The organism is Dokdonella aquatica (assembly GCF_051987395.1).
GTDB lineage: Bacteria > Pseudomonadota > Gammaproteobacteria > Xanthomonadales > Rhodanobacteraceae > Dokdonella.
The window spans coordinates 102,675-117,647 of the sequence record NZ_CP197094.1 but is presented as its reverse complement, the minus strand read 5'-3'; the positions used below and the strand labels follow the sequence as shown (position 1 = coordinate 117,647).

Below are 14,973 nucleotides of genomic sequence, written 5' to 3'. Positions count from 1 at the left end.
CCCGTGGTCGCCGCCACCGGCGGCCGCGGGACGGTGTGTCGCCGCGGCGTGATCAATCCTTGCGCGGCGCCTCGTCGCGTTCGCGCCAGCTGTCGAGCACGAGCCGGGCGACGCGTTCGAGGCGGGCCTGGCCGGGCTCGGCGAGCAGCGTGCGTACACGCTGCTCGGTATCGGCCTGGTCGAGGCGTGCGTGCTCGGCCAGGGTCGCCGCGACAGCGCGGCCGAGGCTGTCGAAGACGAGGCCGTAGGCGATCGCGTGCAGCACACCGCCGCCGAGCGTGCCGAGGCCCGGGAAGGCCTTGAGCGCGTTCCCGGCGATCGCGAGCACGATCGCGGTGGTGTTGCGCACGGTCAGGCCGAGCCTCGCGAGCAGGGCCTCGACATCGAGCTCGCGCACCGGCACGCCGTGCAGGCGCGCGAGCTCGCGCACGAGGCCGGTGCCAAGCGCGCCCTGGATCAGCACGTCGCTGCCCGGCGCGACCGCGGCCATCGCGCCGACGACGGCGCGGCGCGTGTATCGCGCGATCGTGGCCTCGGCCTCGCGTGCCGCGATGTCCGCGGCGATCGCGTCGCTGCGCTCGGCGACACGCGCGAGCACGGCGGCCTCGCGCGCGGGTTCGAGCGCTTCGGTGCCGCCGCGCGTGAGGCGCTGCAAAGCCTCGCGCAAGGCACCGACGTCGGCCTCGCGCTCGCGCTCGACGGTCTCGACGCTGCCGTCGGCGAGCCTTCGCTCGATGTGCTCGCGGCCGCCAGGGCGTGCGATCACGCGCTCGCGCACGATGTCGCGATAGCGCTCGTCGAAGCGCGCGAGCAGTTGCGCGCGTTCGGCATCGCCGAGCTGGTCGGCCTTGTTGAGCACGAGCACCACGGGCTTGCCGAACGTCCCGAGCCAGCGCAGTTCGGCATCCTGCTGGCGCGTAAGGTCCGAGGCGACGACGTAGACGACCGCGTGCGCGCGCAGGGCTTCGTCGCGCGCGAGCTGCTCGCGCTGCAGGCCGTCGACTTCCGCGGTACCCGGCATGTCGGCGAGCACGAGGTCGCGGCCGTCGGGCAGGCGGCCGCGGTAGTGGTGGACCGCGCGCGTGGTGCCGCCGAGGGCATCGACATCGGGGGCGGCATCGGCGGCGAGTGCGCGCACGAGGCTCGACTTGCCCGTGCTGATCTCGCCGAACAGCGCGACGTGGCAGTCGCCCTCGGCGCGGCGGCGGTCGAGTTCGGCGAGCTCGTCGCGCAGCGAGGCCGCCGCGGCGTCGCGCGCCTGTAGGTCGGCGACGCGCACCTCGATCGCGTCGCGCGAGGCCGCGACAGGGCGACCGACCGGAGCCTTCGCGTCGTCGCGCGCTGCAGGCCGCATCAACCGCCATGCGAGCACGCCGGTCGCGACGACGGCGAGGGCGAGCGCGACGAGCAGTGGCACGCGCAGCAGCAGTGGCAGCGCGGCCATGCGTTCGTAGAGTTCGAGCAGGCTGTTCGCGAGCCCGACGAGGAAGCCGACCAGCAGCACGCCGCCGATCGCGATCACGGCGAACAGGACGAGGCGCAACGGGATGCGGGGTGTCGACATGCCGGCGATTCTAGCCTCGCTGCACACTGGCCGTGCCGCGTGTGCACTGGCACCATGGCCACGCGCACCATCGGGAGGACACGGAATGTCTTCGAGGATCGGCCTGATCCTGGCCTGTACGCTCGCTGCCGCCTGCGTGCAGGCCGAACTGCCGCCGGCGCCGCCGCTGTTCGAGAGCCTGCGTGTCGCCGACGGCCTGCCATCGAGCGTCGTTGCCGCCATCGAGCAGGGGCCGGACGGCTTCGTCTGGATCGGCACCCGTGATGGCCTCGCGCGTTACGACGGCCTCGGTTTCCGCGTCTGGCAGCACGATCCGCGTGACCTGCATTCGCTCGCCGGCAACGACGTGTCCGCGCTCGCGATCGATGCGCGCGGGCGGGTCTGGTGCGGTGGCGAGGCCGCGGGCGTGAACCTGCTGCTGCCCGACGGGCGTTTCCGCCGCTTCCGCCACGCCGCCGCCGATCCGCACAGCCTCGGCAGCGACGACGTGTTCGCGCTCGCCGTGGACCCCGACGACACGGTCTGGGCGGGAACCTACCTCGGCGGCCTCAACCGCCTGCACGAAGACGGGCGGGTCGAGCGCGTGGTGCACGATCCGGACGATCCGTCGAGCCTGCGCTCGGATGTGATCCTCGCGTTGCGCGCCGATGGCCGCGGCCGGCTCTGGATCGGAACGGACCAGGGCCTCGACGTGCGTCTCGGCGACGGTCGCATCGTGCATGTCGCGCTGCCTCCGTTCGAGCGGGCAGGGCCGCGAGGCCTGCTCGTGTCGAGCCTGCTCGACGAGCCGGACGGCACGATGCTCGTCGGCACGAGTCTCGGCATCGCGCGCGTCGACGCCTCGCTGGCGTTCGCGGGCGAGGTGTTCGACTCGTCGGGGCTGGTCGTGCGCGCGATGATGCGCGACGCCGCAGGCGGACTGTGGGCGGGGACCTCGGGAGGCGTCGTGCACGTCGATGGCGAGGGTGAGCACCGCTACGACTCGAGCGAATTCATCCCCGGGGAGATGCCCGGCACCCAGGTCGCCGACATCCTGCGCGACCACGAGGGCGGCATGTGGTTCGCGTTCGCCGACGGCGGCATCGCGCGGCTCGGCGCACACTGGCGCAATTTCGCCGCATGGCGTCACCGGCCGGGCCAGGACGACAGCCTGCGCCACGCGCGCATCCGTGGCGTCGCGCTCGACCACGAGGGCAACGTCTGGGCGACCAGCGGGCGTGACGGCCTGGATCGCATCGACGCCGGCAGCGGCGAAGTCGAGCGCTGGGGCAGCCGGCTCGGCGTACGTGGCTACGTCGTGCGTGCGGTGCTGCCGCGTGACCGCCATGTATGGATCGGCCACCAGGCCGGCCTTCGCCGCTACGCGCTCGATGGCGGCGATACCGTCGAACTCGACGTCGACGCCGCGCGCCCGGACGCGCTGCCGGTCGGCTACGTCGGCATCCTCGCCGAGGCACCGGACGGCGTCGTCTGGGCCGTGGTGGTGGGCGGTGGCGTCGCACGCATCGATGCGGCGACGCTCGGCGTACGCCGCTATACGCCGCGCGAAGGCACGCTGCGCAGCAGTGATCTGGGTGCCTTGCGGCTCGATGCGCGTGGCGTGCCGTGGGTCGCGGGCGGTGCGGGGCTGCAGCGCCACGACGCGCTGCTCGACCGCTTCGACGATGTCCGCGGCGGCCCTCCGGGGCCTGTCGACACGTCCGCGTTCGCGGCGGACGGCAGCCTCTGGCTGCATCGGCTCGGCGTGCTCGAGCGCTACCGCATGGAAGAAGGGGTTCTCGTGCTGGACGACCGTCTCGATGGCGACGACGGCTGGCCTGCGATGCGCGTGACCGACCTTGTCGTCGCGCGCGACGACAGCGTCTGGATCGGCGGGGGGCGGGGCCTGTGGCGCTTCGATCCGCGCACGCGCGAGCTGCGCCGCTTCGCCGAGCGCGACGGCCTGCCCGGTTCCGAACTTCTCGACGGTCCGTTCGCCGTCGGTCCGGGCGGCGAGGTGTACGCGGCGACGCTCAACGGCGTCGTCGCGTTCGATCCCGCCACGATGCGGTTCGATGCCCCGCCGCCGCCGCTGCATCTCGTCGGGGTGTCGGTACGCCGCGACGGCGAGCGCGTCGAGCTCGATCCCGCGGTGCCGGCCGTGCTGCGCCACGACGACCGCGATCTCACCGTGGTCGTGCGCGCGCTGTCGTTCGTCAACGCGCGCGGCAACCGCTACCGGTTCCGCCTCGACGAATTCGACGGGGACTGGGTCGATGCCGGCACGCGTGGCGAGCGCGTGTTCCCGCTGCTGCCGGCCGGAAGCCACGTGCTGCGCGTGCGCGCCGCCAACGCCGATGGCATCTGGAGCGAGATGGGCGCGACCTACGCGGTACGCGTGCGGCCCGCGCCATGGCGGACGCCGTGGGCGTATGTCGGCTACGCCGCGATCGGCTTCGTGTTCGTGCTCGCGATGGTGGCGGTCTGGCGGGCACGCATCGCGCGCCGCCACGAGCTCGAACTCGCCGACCAGCAGCGCAGGTCCGCCGAGCGTCTCGCCGAGGTGAAGTCGGACTTCCTCGCGATGATGAGCCACGAGATCCGCACGCCGATGACCGGCATGCTCGGCATGACCGAACTCCTGCGCGAGACGCCGCTGGATGCGCGCCAGCAGCGCCAGGTCGACGCGATCGCGCGCTCCGGCGAGCTGCTCATGCGCCTCGTCAACGACGGCCTCGACCTCGTGCGCATCGAGGCCGGAAGGCTCGCACTCGAGGAGCGGCCCTTCGATCCGGTCGCGCTGCTGCGCGAGGTCGTCGCGTTGCAGGAGCCGATCGCCGAGCGCAAGCGGCTCGTGCTGTCGACCAGCATCGCCGACGACATGCCGGCCTGCGTGCGCGGCGACGCGATGCGCGTCAAGCAGGTGATGCTCAACCTTGTCGGCAACGCCCTGAAGTTCACCGAGCACGGCGGGGTCGACGTGCGCCTCGCACGCGGCGACGGGCTGCGGATCCACGTCGCCGATACCGGTCCCGGCATGGGCGAGGCGATGCGGGCGCGCCTGTTCGGCCGCTTCGAGCAATCCGACGGTGTCCTGCAGCGGCATGGCGGCAGCGGTCTGGGGCTTTCCATCTGCCGCCAGCTCGCGGAGCTCATGGGCGGGCGCATCGACGTCGACAGCCGCATCGGAGAAGGCACGCGGTTCACGGTCGACCTGCCTCTGCAGGCCATCGATGCACCGCCCGATGCGACGCCACAGGGTGTCGACGAGGTGCCGTCAGCACGCCACCGGGCCTTGCGTGTGCTCGTCGTCGAGGACGATCCGATCGTCGCTGCGGTCGTGACCGGCATGCTGGAAGCCTCCGGGCACCGTGCTACGCACGTGCCGCACGCGCTCGCCGCGCTCGCCGAGACGAGCCGCCGCGACGACCTCGACGTCGCGCTGGTCGATCTCGACCTGCCCGGCATCGACGGCCTGCAGCTTGCGCGCCTGCTGCGCAATCGCGAGCGCATCGACGGACCGCAGCTGCCGCTGGTCGCGGTCACGGCGCGCTCGGGCGTCGACGAGCATGCCGACGTGCGCGCCGCCGGCATGGACCTGCTGCTGCGCAAGCCGCTGACCCGTGCGGCGCTCGAGGCAGCACTCGACGCGGTGCTCGCGCGCTAGCCGGCGGCGAGCGTGCGTCCGTGTTCGTGCACGGCGTCGACGAGCACGGCGACGTGCGCGGGATCGATGTCGGGCGTGATGCCGTGGCCGAGGTTGAACACGTGGCCGGGGCCGCGACCGAAGCTGTCGAGCGTCGCCCTGACCGCGGCGCGGATGCCGTCCGGCTGGGCATGCAGCGTCGCCGGATCGAGGTTGCCCTGCAGCGCGACACGGTCGCCCACGCGCCTGCGCGCCTCGCCAAGCTCGATCGTCCAGTCGACGCCGAGCGCGTCGCAGCCGCTCGCGGCGAGGCCTTCGAGGTGCCCGTTGGCGCCTTTCGAGAACAGGATCAGCGGGATGTCACGCGTCGCGGCGTCGGCCTTGAGCGCCTGCGCGACCTGCACGAGGTAACGCTGCGAGTACTCGCGGAACGCCGCCGGCGCGAGCATGCCGCCCCAGGTGTCGAACACCATGAGCGCCTGTGCACCGGCCGCGGCCTGCGCGGCGAGGTAGCGCGTGACCGCCTGCGCGTTGATGCCGAGCAGGTGGTGCAGCGAAGCCGGGTCGTTCCACATGAGCGCCTTCGCGCGCGCGAAGTTCGACGAGCCTTCACCCTCGATCATGTAGCAGGCCAGCGTCCACGGGCTGCCCGAGAAGCCGATCAGCGGCACGCGATCGTGCAGCTCGCGGCGGATCAGGCGCACCGCGTCGGTGACGTAACGCAGTTCGCCTTCGGGATCGGGTACGCCGAGGCGCGCGATGTCGGCCGCGCTGCGCAGCGGATGCGCGAACTTCGGGCCCTCGCCTTCGACGAAATGCAGGCCGAGTCCCATCGCGTCGGGCACGGTGAGGATGTCGGAGAACAGGATCGCCGCGTCGAGCGGGAAGCGTTCGAGTGGCTGCAGGGTCACCTCGCAGGCGAGCTCGGGCGTCTTGGCGAGCGCGAGGAAGCTGCCGGCGCGTGCGCGCGTGGCGCGGTACTCCGGCAGGTAGCGGCCGGCCTGGCGCATGATCCAGACGGGCGTCGTGTCGACGGGCTCGCGGCGCAGCGCGCGCAGGAAACGGTGATCGGTCAAGGCAACTCCTGGTCGCCGGCGAGTTCGGACTGCAGCGGGCCGATGCGACGCGGCCAGCCGGACGTGATCGCGGCATCGGGTGGAAGCACGTCGCGTGCGGCACGCGCGGCTTCCGGGGTGGGGAAATCGGACCACAGCGCGTGCACGGCGGGTCCTTCGGGACCGCGCAGCACGACGAGATGGAGGGTTCCGGACGTCGCGGCGAGCGCGTCGACCAGCGGCGCGAGTGCGGCACGCGTCGGCGCCTGCGCGAGTTCGAGCGTGTAGCGGTCGCCGCGCAGCGCGCGGAACGCGCGCGCATCGGCGACGCGCATCGCAGCATCGGAGGGTGCGACGGACGCCCGCGTCGTCGATGCCGCCGCAGGCGCAGTCGTCGCCGCAGGCGCAGTCGTCGCCGCAGGCGCAGTCGTCGCCGCAGGCGCAGTCGTCGCCGCAGGCGCAGTCGTCGCCGCAGGCGCAGTCGTCGCCGCAGGCGCAGTCGTCGCCGCAGGCGCAGTCGTCGCCGCAGGCGCAGTCGTCGCCGCAGGCGCAGTCGTCGCCGCAGGCGCAGTCGTCGCCGCAGGCGCAGTCGTCGCCGCAGGCGCAGTCGTCGCCGCAGGCGCAGTCGTCGCCCTCGGGAGTGGATCGTCGGCATGCGCCTGGCGCAGGTAGGACGGCAGGTCACGCGACGCCGCGGGCACCGATTCCGCTGCCGCGGAGGCGGCGCGGGGCGCAGCGCTCGCATCGGCGGCGGGTATCGGTGCAGCCTGGCGTTTCGCCTCCTCCGGTGGTGGCGTCGGAGTATCCGGAGCGGCGTCGCGGCACTCGAACCGGCGCCCGTCGGCCGACGGTTCGCAGACCCGGCGGCTGCCGGGCTCGAACGCGAGCGCGCTGCCGGCGGCGAGCAGGAGCAGCGCGACGGCGGGCAGGTCAGCCCGCACGCGGGCCTTCCAGACCCTGGCTGAACATGACGCGGAAGCCGCGCTTGACCTGCGCGTCGCGCGCCTGCTCGAACGCGTTGAGCGCGGCGTCGCGTTCGAGGTAGACCTCGCGCTTGCTGCTGGTGCGGCCACCGGTCTGGCCCCATTCGCGATACAGCGTCCAGCCGCCGAGCAGGTCCTGCTGGAGGACGAGCTGGTAGTAGCGGGGCGCCTCGTCGGCGTTCGGCTGGGTCTGCATGAAGATGCGCATCCGCCGATTTTATCGCGATTCGCTCGTCCTCCGCCGCTGGTTCCGCGCGGCGGGGCGCCTCAGCCGGTCGTGCGTCCGCGTCGCAGCACGTCGAGGATCGCTTCGTCGGCGACGCCACCGACGATGTCGGCCGCCCCGAGCGCGCGCCAGAGGATCAGGCGCAGGTGGCCGCTGACGGCCTTCTTGTCGAGGCGCATGCGCGCGAGCAGTGCCTCCGCGTCGAGGTCGGCCGGGACGTGCGTCGGCAATCCGAGGCGTTCGAGCAGGCGTTCGAGGCGGTCGGCGTCGGCGGCCGGGGCGCGGTCGAGGTCGGCCGAGAGGCGCGCCGCGAGCAGCATGCCGATGCCGACCGCTTCGCCGTGCAGGAACGTGCCGTAGCCGGCCTCCGATTCGATCGCGTGGCCGAAGGTGTGGCCGAAATTGAGCAGGGCGCGCTCGCCGTCCTCGCGCTCGTCGCGTGCGACGACGCCGGCCTTGTAACGGCAGCTCTCGGCGATCGCACGGATCACCGCGGCGGGTTCGCGCGCGAGCAGGGCTCCGGCGTGATCCTCGAGCCACGTGAAGAACGCGGCGTCGCCGATCGCGCCGTACTTGACCACTTCTGCGAGCCCGGCCAGGTATTCGCGCGGCGGCAACGTATCGAGCGTGGCGGTGTCGATGACGACGGCGCGCGGCTGGTGGAACGCGCCGACGAGATTCTTGCCCGCCGGAAGGTTGACGCCGGTCTTGCCGCCGACCGAGGAGTCGACCATCGCGAGCAGCGTGGTCGGCACCTGCACGAACGCGATGCCGCGCATCCAGCACGCCGCGGCGAATCCGGCCAGGTCGCCGATCACGCCTCCGCCGAGCGCGACCACGGTGGCATCACGGCTCGCGCCGAGGCCGGCGAGCGCATCGAGCACGCGCGCGACATGGTCGAAGGTCTTGTGCTGCTCGCCGTCGGGCAGCACGACGCTGGCGTGCTGCAGGCCGCCGAGCGCGGCCTCGATGCGTGCGAGGTAGAGCGGTGCGACCGTGGCGTTGCTGACCACGAGCACGTGGTGCCCGCCGATCGCGTCACGCCAGCGCGAGGGTTCGTCGAGCAGGCCGGGGCCGATGTGGATGGGGTAGCTGCGCGCACCGAGTGCGACGTCGACGGTGGTCAAGGCAGGGCTTCCACGGCAGGGCGTTGCCACGCGCGTTCGAGCAGCGTGGCGAGGTGGCGCGTCAGCGCCGAGCTGCTGCCGAGCCCGCTCGACTCGACGCGCAGGTCGGCGGTGGCGGCATACAGCGGGTTGCGGTGCGCGGCGAGCTCGACGAGCTTCGCGCGACGGTCGGGCACGTCGAGCAGCGGGCGCTTGCGGTCATGGCGCAGGCGCGCGAGCTGCGCCTCGACCCCTGCATCGAGCCACACCACGAAGCCGCTGTCGCGCATGAGCGCGCGGTTGGCCTCGGACAGCACCGCGCCGCCGCCGGTCGACAGCACGACGCCGTGCGATCCCGCGAGCTCTGCCAGCACCTCGCTCTCGCGGCGGCGGAAACCGTCCTCGCCCTCGATCTCGAAGGTCAGCGCGATGCTCGCGCCGGTGCGTTGCTCGATGGCCTGGTCGAGGTCCACGAACGGCATCTGCAGGACCTGGGCGAGGCGTCGGCCAGTCGAGGTCTTGCCCGAGCCCATCGGCCCGATCAGGATGAGGTTCGCGGCGGGATTCATGCGGCGATGCTAGCAGCCCGCGCGTGATGGCCGCGATCCGTCGTTATAATCATCCGGCCAAGAACCCGATCGCGTGTACCGATGCTGCGTTTCATCCTCGTCTTCTTCGTGCTGCTCGTGGTGCTGTTCGTCGCCGAACTGACGGCCCCGGTCGAGAAGCACGTCATCCTGCCGTTCACGAGTGTGCTCGCCGATGCGAGTGCCTGGCTGATCCACCTGTTCGACGCCGACACGACGTCGTCGGGCAAGTACATCCAGAACGCCGACGGATCCTTCATCATCTCGATCGAACGCGGCTGCAACGGCATCGAGGCCGTGATCATCCTGTTTTCGGCGATCCTCGCGTTCCCCGCGCCGTGGAAGCACAAGCTGTTCGGCCTCGGCATCGGCTTCCTCGCGATCCAGGCGCTCAACCTCGTGCGCATCGTGAGCCTGTTCTACCTCGGCCTGTGGAACCGCGTCTGGTTCGACTGGTTCCACCTCTACCTGTGGCAGGCGCTGATCATCCTCGACGCGCTGATCGTGTTCCTGGTCTGGCTGCGCACGCTGCCGCCGGTGCCGCGTCGGCCGTCGTCGCCGCGCCCGCCCGGAGTGCCGGCGCCCGCCTGAGCAAGTGCCGGAAGGCAGGTGACGCGTTGGCACGGGGATGGCATAACTATGGACAGCGCCGGCGGAGCCCCGCGCGGCGTGTTCGGAAGGATCAACGACAGGCGGTCGCAGCATGAGCAAACTCGATCTCGTGGTGGGCTTCCTCGAGGACGACCCGGATCAGGCGTCCCTCGTCGCCCATTGGCTCGAAGAGGCCGGCTACACGCCGCGCCTGTACCGTTCCGTGAACGAGTTCCGGCGCCGCCAGGGCGCCGAGGCGATCGACCTGCTGCTGCTGGACTGGATGCTTCCCGACGGTGTCGGGCCCGATCTCGTCAGCTGGGTCCGCTCGTCGGCCAACGCGAGCCTGCCGATCATCTTCCTGACCGCACGCAGCACGGAGGCCGACCTCGTGCGCGGCCTCGAGTCGGGCGGTGACGACTACATGGTCAAGCCGGCTCGCCGCGGTGAGCTGCTCGCGCGCGTCGGCGCCGCGTTCCGCCGCGTCGGCATCGACGGCCGCGGCACCGATCCGATCGACCTTCCGCCGTATACGGTCGACGCGCGCCGCCGGCGCATCGCGTTCGACGACGTCGAGGTCGAGCTGACCCAGCGCGAGTTCGACCTCGCCGTGTTCCTGTTCCGCCGCCACGGGCGCATCGTCGGCCGCGAGGCGCTGCTCGAGAACGTCTGGAACCTCGGCGCCTCGGTGTCGACGCGCACGCTCGACACCCACGTCAGTCGCCTGCGCAAGAAGCTCGAGCTCAACGGCGAGCACGGCTGGCGCCTCGTCGCGATCTACCAGCACGGCTACCGGCTCGAGCAGGTCGGGGTTTCCTGAGGAGCGTTCCGGTGTCACGGCGCCGTCCCTCGCGTGGCCCCCAGGGGGCAGATCCGGTCGAGTCGCGTAACATCGTGACCGAAACGCGGCCAGTCGCCGCCGGAACGCCGTCCATGTCCGACTCCAAGAAAGCCGCCCCCGACGGGGCCGACCGCAACGTCGACCAGATCCGCGACATCCTGTTCGGCGGCCAGATGCGGGACTACGACCGCCGATTCCAGGCGTTCGGGGAGCGTCTCGAAGCCGAGATGGAACGCCTGCGCGACACCCTCGACAAGCGCCTCGTCCAGATCGACAAGCGTCTCGACGAGCAGGTCGACAAGCTCGCCCGCCAGCTGCGCCAGGAGGTGGCGGACCGCACCCAGGCCACGGACGACCTCGAGTCGCGCGTGCAGCAGGCTGCCCGTACCGCGCGTGCCGAGGCCACCGGCGCCATCGACGCGCTCGGCCAGGACCTGGCGGGCGTCGACGAGCGTCTGCGCGCGGCGATCGCCGAGTTGTCGGCGCAGCTCGACGCGCGTGCGAGCGAGGCCGGGGCGTCGCTGCAGCGGACACACGCCGAACTGCGCGCCGACAAGGTCGGCCGCGAGGATCTCGCCGGCCTGCTCGGCGAGCTCGCGCTGCGTCTCAAGGGTGACTTCGACCTTCCCGGCGCCTGATCCCGCGCACGTGCCGCGGCGATGAGCGATCTCGACCGGCTCAAGGAACTCCTGCTCGCCGAGGAGCGCGAGGCGCTCGCGCGTGCGGAGGCGCGCGTCGAGGCGCTCGAGCGTGATCGCGCCGCACTCGCCCAAGCACTGCCGAAGCTCGTCCGCGATGCGCCGTCCCGGCCGATGGCCAGCGCACTCGCCGAACCCGTGGCCGAGGCGCTCGGCAGTGCCGTGCGCGAGCATCGCCGCAGCATCGTCGACGCGTTGTTCCCGATCATCGGCCCGATGATCCGCAAGGCCATCACCGAAGCCTTGCGCGGCCTCATGAGCGACCTCAACGGCGTGCTCGAGCAGAGCTTCACGCTGCGCGGGCTGCGCTGGCGCCTCGAGGCGATGCGCAGCGGCGTGCCTTATGCGCAGGTCGTGCTGCGCCACGGCCTGCGCTACCGGGTCGACCACGTGTTCCTGATCGAACGCGATTCGGGTCTCGTGCTGCACCGTGCATCCGCGCCGGATCAGCCCGAACTCGACGGCGATGCGATCGCCGGCATGCTCACGGCGATCGGCCAGTTCGTGCGCGACTCGGTCGGCCGCGACGGTGGCGACGCGCTCGAGGCGGCGCGCGTCGGCTCGTCGGTGCTGTGGGTCGTCGAGGGCCCGCGCGCCTTCCTCGCCTGTTTCATCGACGGCGTGCCGCCCGAATCGCTGCGCGCCGCGATGGCGGACGCGCTCGAACGCCTGCATGCGACGCATGCCGACCTCGGCGTCGACAGCAGCCTCGGCGAGGAAGCCGCCGCGCTCGCGCCCGAGGCGCTCGTCGCCGCGGCCGCCGCCGATGCCGATGCATCGGCCGGACCGGCGCGGTCGCCGTGGCCGCTGCGCATCGTCGTGCTCGTCCTGCTCGCGCTCGTCACGGCGTGGTGGGTGCGGTCGCATCGCTGGGAGTCGCGCGTGGACGCGGTGCGCGCGGTGCTGGAGGCCCATCCGGGTTTCGTGCTGACCTCGCTGTCGTCGCGCACCTGGCGTTCGATCACGATCGAGGGCCTCGTCGACGCCGATGCCGAGCCGCCCGCAGCGGCATGGCGCGGTGTCGACCTCGGCGGCGTGGTGCCGACGCTCGCGACGCGCGGCTATGTGTCGGGCGACGACGCCGTCGTCACGCGCCGCGCCACGCGCCTGCTCGCGCCGCCCGACGGCGTGTCGCTCACGGTGGCCGGCGGCATGCTCGCGTTGCGCGGCGAGGCGGATTCGGCGTGGCTCGACGATGCGCGCGCACGCGCAGCATGGATCGCCGGCGTGCGTGAAGTGTCGATCGAGGTGTCCGACGCGCACGATGCGCGGGCGCGCGCCGCGGCCGGACTCGCGTTGCTCGCGGAGGAGATCGGGTCGCGCTTCGTGCACTTCACGCACGACGTCGACGTCGCCCCCGATGCGGCCCTGCGTGTCGAGGCGATCGTCGCCGACATCGCGCGTGCCCGCGTGCTGGCGGGCTCCGCGGGCGTCGCCCTGAGGTTGCATGCCGAAGGGTTCAACGACGCGCCCGGCAGCGAAACGGTCAACGCCGACCTGCGCGTCGCGCGGGCAGCCTGGCTGGCCCGCGAACTGGTCGCGCGCGGCGTGCCCGCGACGATGGTCGAGGCGGCCGGCGAGGTGGGCGTGGCGGCAGGCGATGCTATCCTCGTCCGTGGCGCGCGGGTGCGCGTGGTGCAGGAAGCGTTGGCTCCATGAGCGGACAGGCTCGCAAGATATGCATGCTCGGTGACTTCGGCGTCGGCAAGACCAGCCTCGTCTCGCGCTTCGTCAGCAATACGTTCTCCGAGCGCTACCTGACCACGGTCGGCGTCAAGGTCGACAGCCGCGAGGTGCTCCGCGACGGCGCCGACCCGGTCAAGCTCGTGCTGTGGGACATCGCCGGGCGCAGCGCGCTCGACGCGCTCAACACGAGCTACCTGCGCGGCGCATCGGGGCTCCTGCTGGTCGCCGACGGCACGCGCGAGGCGACCCTGCGCGCGGCACTCGACCTGCTCATGCAGTCGCGCGCGCTGCTGCCGAAGGCCGAGGCGATCCTGCTCGTCAACAAGCTCGATCTCGTCGACCGCTGGGAGATCGCACCCGCCACGCTCGAGGAGTTGCGCGAGTCGCTGCCCGTCTACGAGACCAGTGCACGCTTCGGCGACGGTGTCGAGCGCGCCTTCGCCGACCTGGCCGGGCGGGTCGTCGCATGAACGCGCGGGAGGGCAGCTTCCCGCCGGAGATCGAGAACCTCGTCGCGCGCTTGCTCATCGACAAGGCGCGTCCGCTCGTCGTGTGCTGCGACCGCGACTGGCGCATCGTCGACGTGCATGGCGACGTCACCGCGTTCGGATGCGATGGCGCCGATGACGGCGATTGCGCGACCGAGTTCGAGGAACTGTTCCTGGGCCTCCCGCTCGACGAGCCGGTCGACCTGCCGTTCGTGCAGCTCAAGACCGGTCGCGTCGCCCATGTCAGCCTCGTGCCGAGCGACGCGGGCTACACGATCGTCTTCCTCGATGCGCAGCTCGAACATGACCGCCAGCGCGTGCAGCAGCAGCTCGGCAACGAGGCAGCGCTGGCCGGCCAGCAGAAGACGCGTGCGATCCAGCAACTGCGCGAGATCCGTGGCGAGCTCGAGCAGCAGCGTACGCGCCTGCAGGAAGCCAACGCGCTCAAGAATGCGCTCATCGCGACGCTGAGCCACGATTTCCGCACGCCGCTGACCTCGATCTTCGGTTACCTGCATCTGCTCGAACAGCACGTCGACCGCGACGACGACACCCAGCTCTCGCTGCGTGCGATCCGCCGCAACGCGACCTACCTGCTGACGCTGTCGGAGAACCTGCTCGAGTACGGCCGCAGCGAGTCGGGCGCCATCCTGCTCAATCCCGAGGGCATCGAGCTGCAGGCGCTCGTCGACGACCTCGACGCGATGTTCCGGCCGCTCGCGTCCGACCTTGGCCTCGCGTTCCTGATCGAGCTCGAGGATCGCGGCGAGCAGCGCCCGATCCTCGACGAAACGCGCGTGCGCCAGGTGCTCGTGAACCTGCTGTCCAACGCGGTGCGCTACACCGCGCGTGGCGGTGTCGTCGCGCGCCTCGCCTGGCACGGCGACGTGCTCGAGGTCGAAGTGCGCGACACCGGCATCGGCATTCCCGAGGAGTTCCGCGAGCGCATCTTCGTGCCGTTCAACCGCGGCGTGCGCAACGGCAGCAAGGGCGCGGGCCTCGGCCTGAGCATCGTCAAGCGGCTCGTCGAGCAGATGCGCGGCGAACTCACGTTCACCTCGGTCACGGGGCAGGGCACGTGCTTCCGCGTCGTGCTGCCGACGCTGCGCCGCGAGAACGGTGACGCCGACCGGGTCGCCGAAGGCGCGGCATGGATGCACAGCCATTCCGCACTCGTCGTCGACGACGATCCGGACGTCGCCCAGCTGCTTGAGATGCTGCTCGTCGACATCGGTTTCCGCGTGCGCGTCGTGCACGATGCCGACACCGCGATCACCGAGGCGCTCGCCAACCCGCCGGACGTGCTGCTCGTCGACGTCGAGTTGCCGCGCCTGTCGGGCAACACGGTGGTGTTCCGCCTGCGCGCGCAAGGCTACCGCGGGCGCATCGTGACGCTGTCGGCGACGCCGACCGCCGAGGCGCGCGCCGCGGCGATCGCCGCGGGTACCGACCATTACCTGACCAAGCCGCTCAACATCGAGCAGTTCGTGCGCATCATGCGCCGCGCGGTCGGCGGCTGAGCG

13 protein-coding genes are annotated in these 14,973 nt (G+C 71.9%); 7 read left to right on the top strand and 6 right to left on the bottom strand.

Going from position 1 to position 14,973, the window contains the following annotated elements:
- Window positions 1–52: 52 nt before the first annotated feature.
- Window positions 53–1,564, bottom strand: coding sequence for a GTPase (locus ACQQ2N_RS00510; RefSeq protein WP_440223708.1), 1,512 nt, complete (start codon window positions 1,562–1,564; stop codon window positions 53–55).
- Window positions 1,565–1,649: 85 nt separating this feature from the next.
- On the opposite strand from ACQQ2N_RS00510, the gene ACQQ2N_RS00505 reads away from it, so the two are divergent.
- Window positions 1,650–5,210 carry a two-component regulator propeller domain-containing protein gene (locus ACQQ2N_RS00505; protein WP_440223707.1) on the top strand — a complete coding sequence of 1,187 codons (3,561 nt, stop codon included), beginning with the start codon at window positions 1,650–1,652 and terminating at the stop codon, window positions 5,208–5,210.
- Here ACQQ2N_RS00505 and hemE read toward each other — a convergent pair.
- The 5 genes from hemE to ACQQ2N_RS00480 form a co-directional block, all read right to left on the bottom strand.
- Window positions 5,207–6,265, bottom strand: coding sequence for a uroporphyrinogen decarboxylase (gene hemE / locus ACQQ2N_RS00500; protein WP_440223706.1), 1,059 nt, complete (start codon window positions 6,263–6,265; stop codon window positions 5,207–5,209). The genes ACQQ2N_RS00505 and hemE overlap by 4 nt on opposite strands.
- Window positions 6,262–6,579: a hypothetical protein gene (locus tag ACQQ2N_RS00495; RefSeq protein ID WP_440223705.1), complete on the bottom strand. Its 318-nt coding sequence runs from the start codon at window positions 6,577–6,579 to the stop codon at window positions 6,262–6,264. Before ACQQ2N_RS00495 ends, hemE begins: the two co-directional genes overlap by 4 nt.
- A gap of 595 nt (window positions 6,580–7,174) precedes the next feature.
- Entirely contained in the window at window positions 7,175–7,435 is a 261-nt protein-coding gene (locus tag ACQQ2N_RS00490) for a WGR domain-containing protein (protein WP_440223704.1), read from the bottom strand.
- Between the two features lie 59 nt (window positions 7,436–7,494).
- Window positions 7,495–8,580: a 3-dehydroquinate synthase gene (gene aroB / locus ACQQ2N_RS00485; RefSeq protein ID WP_440223703.1), complete on the bottom strand. Its 1,086-nt coding sequence runs from the start codon at window positions 8,578–8,580 to the stop codon at window positions 7,495–7,497.
- Window positions 8,577–9,128: a shikimate kinase gene (locus ACQQ2N_RS00480; RefSeq protein ID WP_440223702.1), complete on the bottom strand. Its 552-nt coding sequence runs from the start codon at window positions 9,126–9,128 to the stop codon at window positions 8,577–8,579. Before ACQQ2N_RS00480 ends, aroB begins: the two co-directional genes overlap by 4 nt.
- 81 nt (window positions 9,129–9,209) lie before the next feature.
- Here ACQQ2N_RS00480 and xrtH point away from each other — a divergent pair, with 81 nt between their 5' ends.
- The 6 genes from xrtH to ACQQ2N_RS00450 all read left to right on the top strand — a co-directional run bounded on the left by xrtH (window position 9,210) and on the right by ACQQ2N_RS00450 (window position 14,970).
- The gene (xrtH, locus tag ACQQ2N_RS00475) at window positions 9,210–9,737 is read left to right on the top strand and encodes an exosortase H (protein WP_440223701.1); all 528 of its coding nucleotides are present in this window, start codon (window positions 9,210–9,212) and stop codon (window positions 9,735–9,737) included.
- A gap of 112 nt (window positions 9,738–9,849) precedes the next feature.
- Window positions 9,850–10,557 (top strand): response regulator transcription factor, encoded by a 708-nt coding sequence (locus ACQQ2N_RS00470; RefSeq protein WP_440223700.1) that lies wholly within the window; start codon window positions 9,850–9,852, stop codon window positions 10,555–10,557.
- A 113-nt stretch (window positions 10,558–10,670) separates the two neighbouring features.
- Complete coding sequence (locus tag ACQQ2N_RS00465; protein WP_440223699.1) at window positions 10,671–11,216, top strand: hypothetical protein; 546 nt, start codon at window positions 10,671–10,673, stop codon at window positions 11,214–11,216.
- Window positions 11,217–11,237: 21 nt separating this feature from the next.
- Window positions 11,238–12,935, top strand: a complete 1,698-nt coding sequence (locus tag ACQQ2N_RS00460) for a hypothetical protein (protein ID WP_440223698.1) — start codon at window positions 11,238–11,240, stop codon at window positions 12,933–12,935.
- Window positions 12,932–13,432 (top strand): Rab family GTPase, encoded by a 501-nt coding sequence (locus tag ACQQ2N_RS00455; RefSeq protein ID WP_440223697.1) that lies wholly within the window; start codon window positions 12,932–12,934, stop codon window positions 13,430–13,432. The genes ACQQ2N_RS00460 and ACQQ2N_RS00455 overlap by 4 nt, the downstream gene beginning before the upstream one ends.
- Window positions 13,429–14,970: a hybrid sensor histidine kinase/response regulator gene (locus ACQQ2N_RS00450; RefSeq protein ID WP_440223696.1), complete on the top strand. Its 1,542-nt coding sequence runs from the start codon at window positions 13,429–13,431 to the stop codon at window positions 14,968–14,970. The genes ACQQ2N_RS00455 and ACQQ2N_RS00450 overlap by 4 nt, the downstream gene beginning before the upstream one ends.
- Window positions 14,971–14,973: the final 3 nt, after the last annotated feature.

What these genes read in the sequence shown, in the direction of transcription:
- ACQQ2N_RS00465 (WP_440223699.1), top strand. Translation starts at nt 10,671, where the DNA reads ATGTCCGACTCCAAGAAAGCCGCCCCCGACGGGGCCGACCGCAACGTC.
- ACQQ2N_RS00480 (WP_440223702.1), bottom strand. Translation starts at nt 9,128, where the DNA reads ATGAATCCCGCCGCGAACCTCATCCTGATCGGGCCGATGGGCTCGGGC.
- ACQQ2N_RS00510 (WP_440223708.1), bottom strand. Translation starts at nt 1,564, where the DNA reads ATGTCGACACCCCGCATCCCGTTGCGCCTCGTCCTGTTCGCCGTGATC.
- ACQQ2N_RS00470 (WP_440223700.1), top strand. Translation starts at nt 9,850, where the DNA reads ATGAGCAAACTCGATCTCGTGGTGGGCTTCCTCGAGGACGACCCGGAT.
- ACQQ2N_RS00450 (WP_440223696.1), top strand. Translation starts at nt 13,429, where the DNA reads ATGAACGCGCGGGAGGGCAGCTTCCCGCCGGAGATCGAGAACCTCGTC.
- xrtH (WP_440223701.1), top strand. Translation starts at nt 9,210, where the DNA reads ATGCTGCGTTTCATCCTCGTCTTCTTCGTGCTGCTCGTGGTGCTGTTC.
- ACQQ2N_RS00455 (WP_440223697.1), top strand. Translation starts at nt 12,932, where the DNA reads ATGAGCGGACAGGCTCGCAAGATATGCATGCTCGGTGACTTCGGCGTC.
- ACQQ2N_RS00490 (WP_440223704.1), bottom strand. Translation starts at nt 7,435, where the DNA reads ATGCGCATCTTCATGCAGACCCAGCCGAACGCCGACGAGGCGCCCCGC.
- ACQQ2N_RS00495 (WP_440223705.1), bottom strand. Translation starts at nt 6,579, where the DNA reads ATGCGCGTCGCCGATGCGCGCGCGTTCCGCGCGCTGCGCGGCGACCGC.
- ACQQ2N_RS00460 (WP_440223698.1), top strand. Translation starts at nt 11,238, where the DNA reads ATGAGCGATCTCGACCGGCTCAAGGAACTCCTGCTCGCCGAGGAGCGC.
- ACQQ2N_RS00505 (WP_440223707.1), top strand. Translation starts at nt 1,650, where the DNA reads ATGTCTTCGAGGATCGGCCTGATCCTGGCCTGTACGCTCGCTGCCGCC.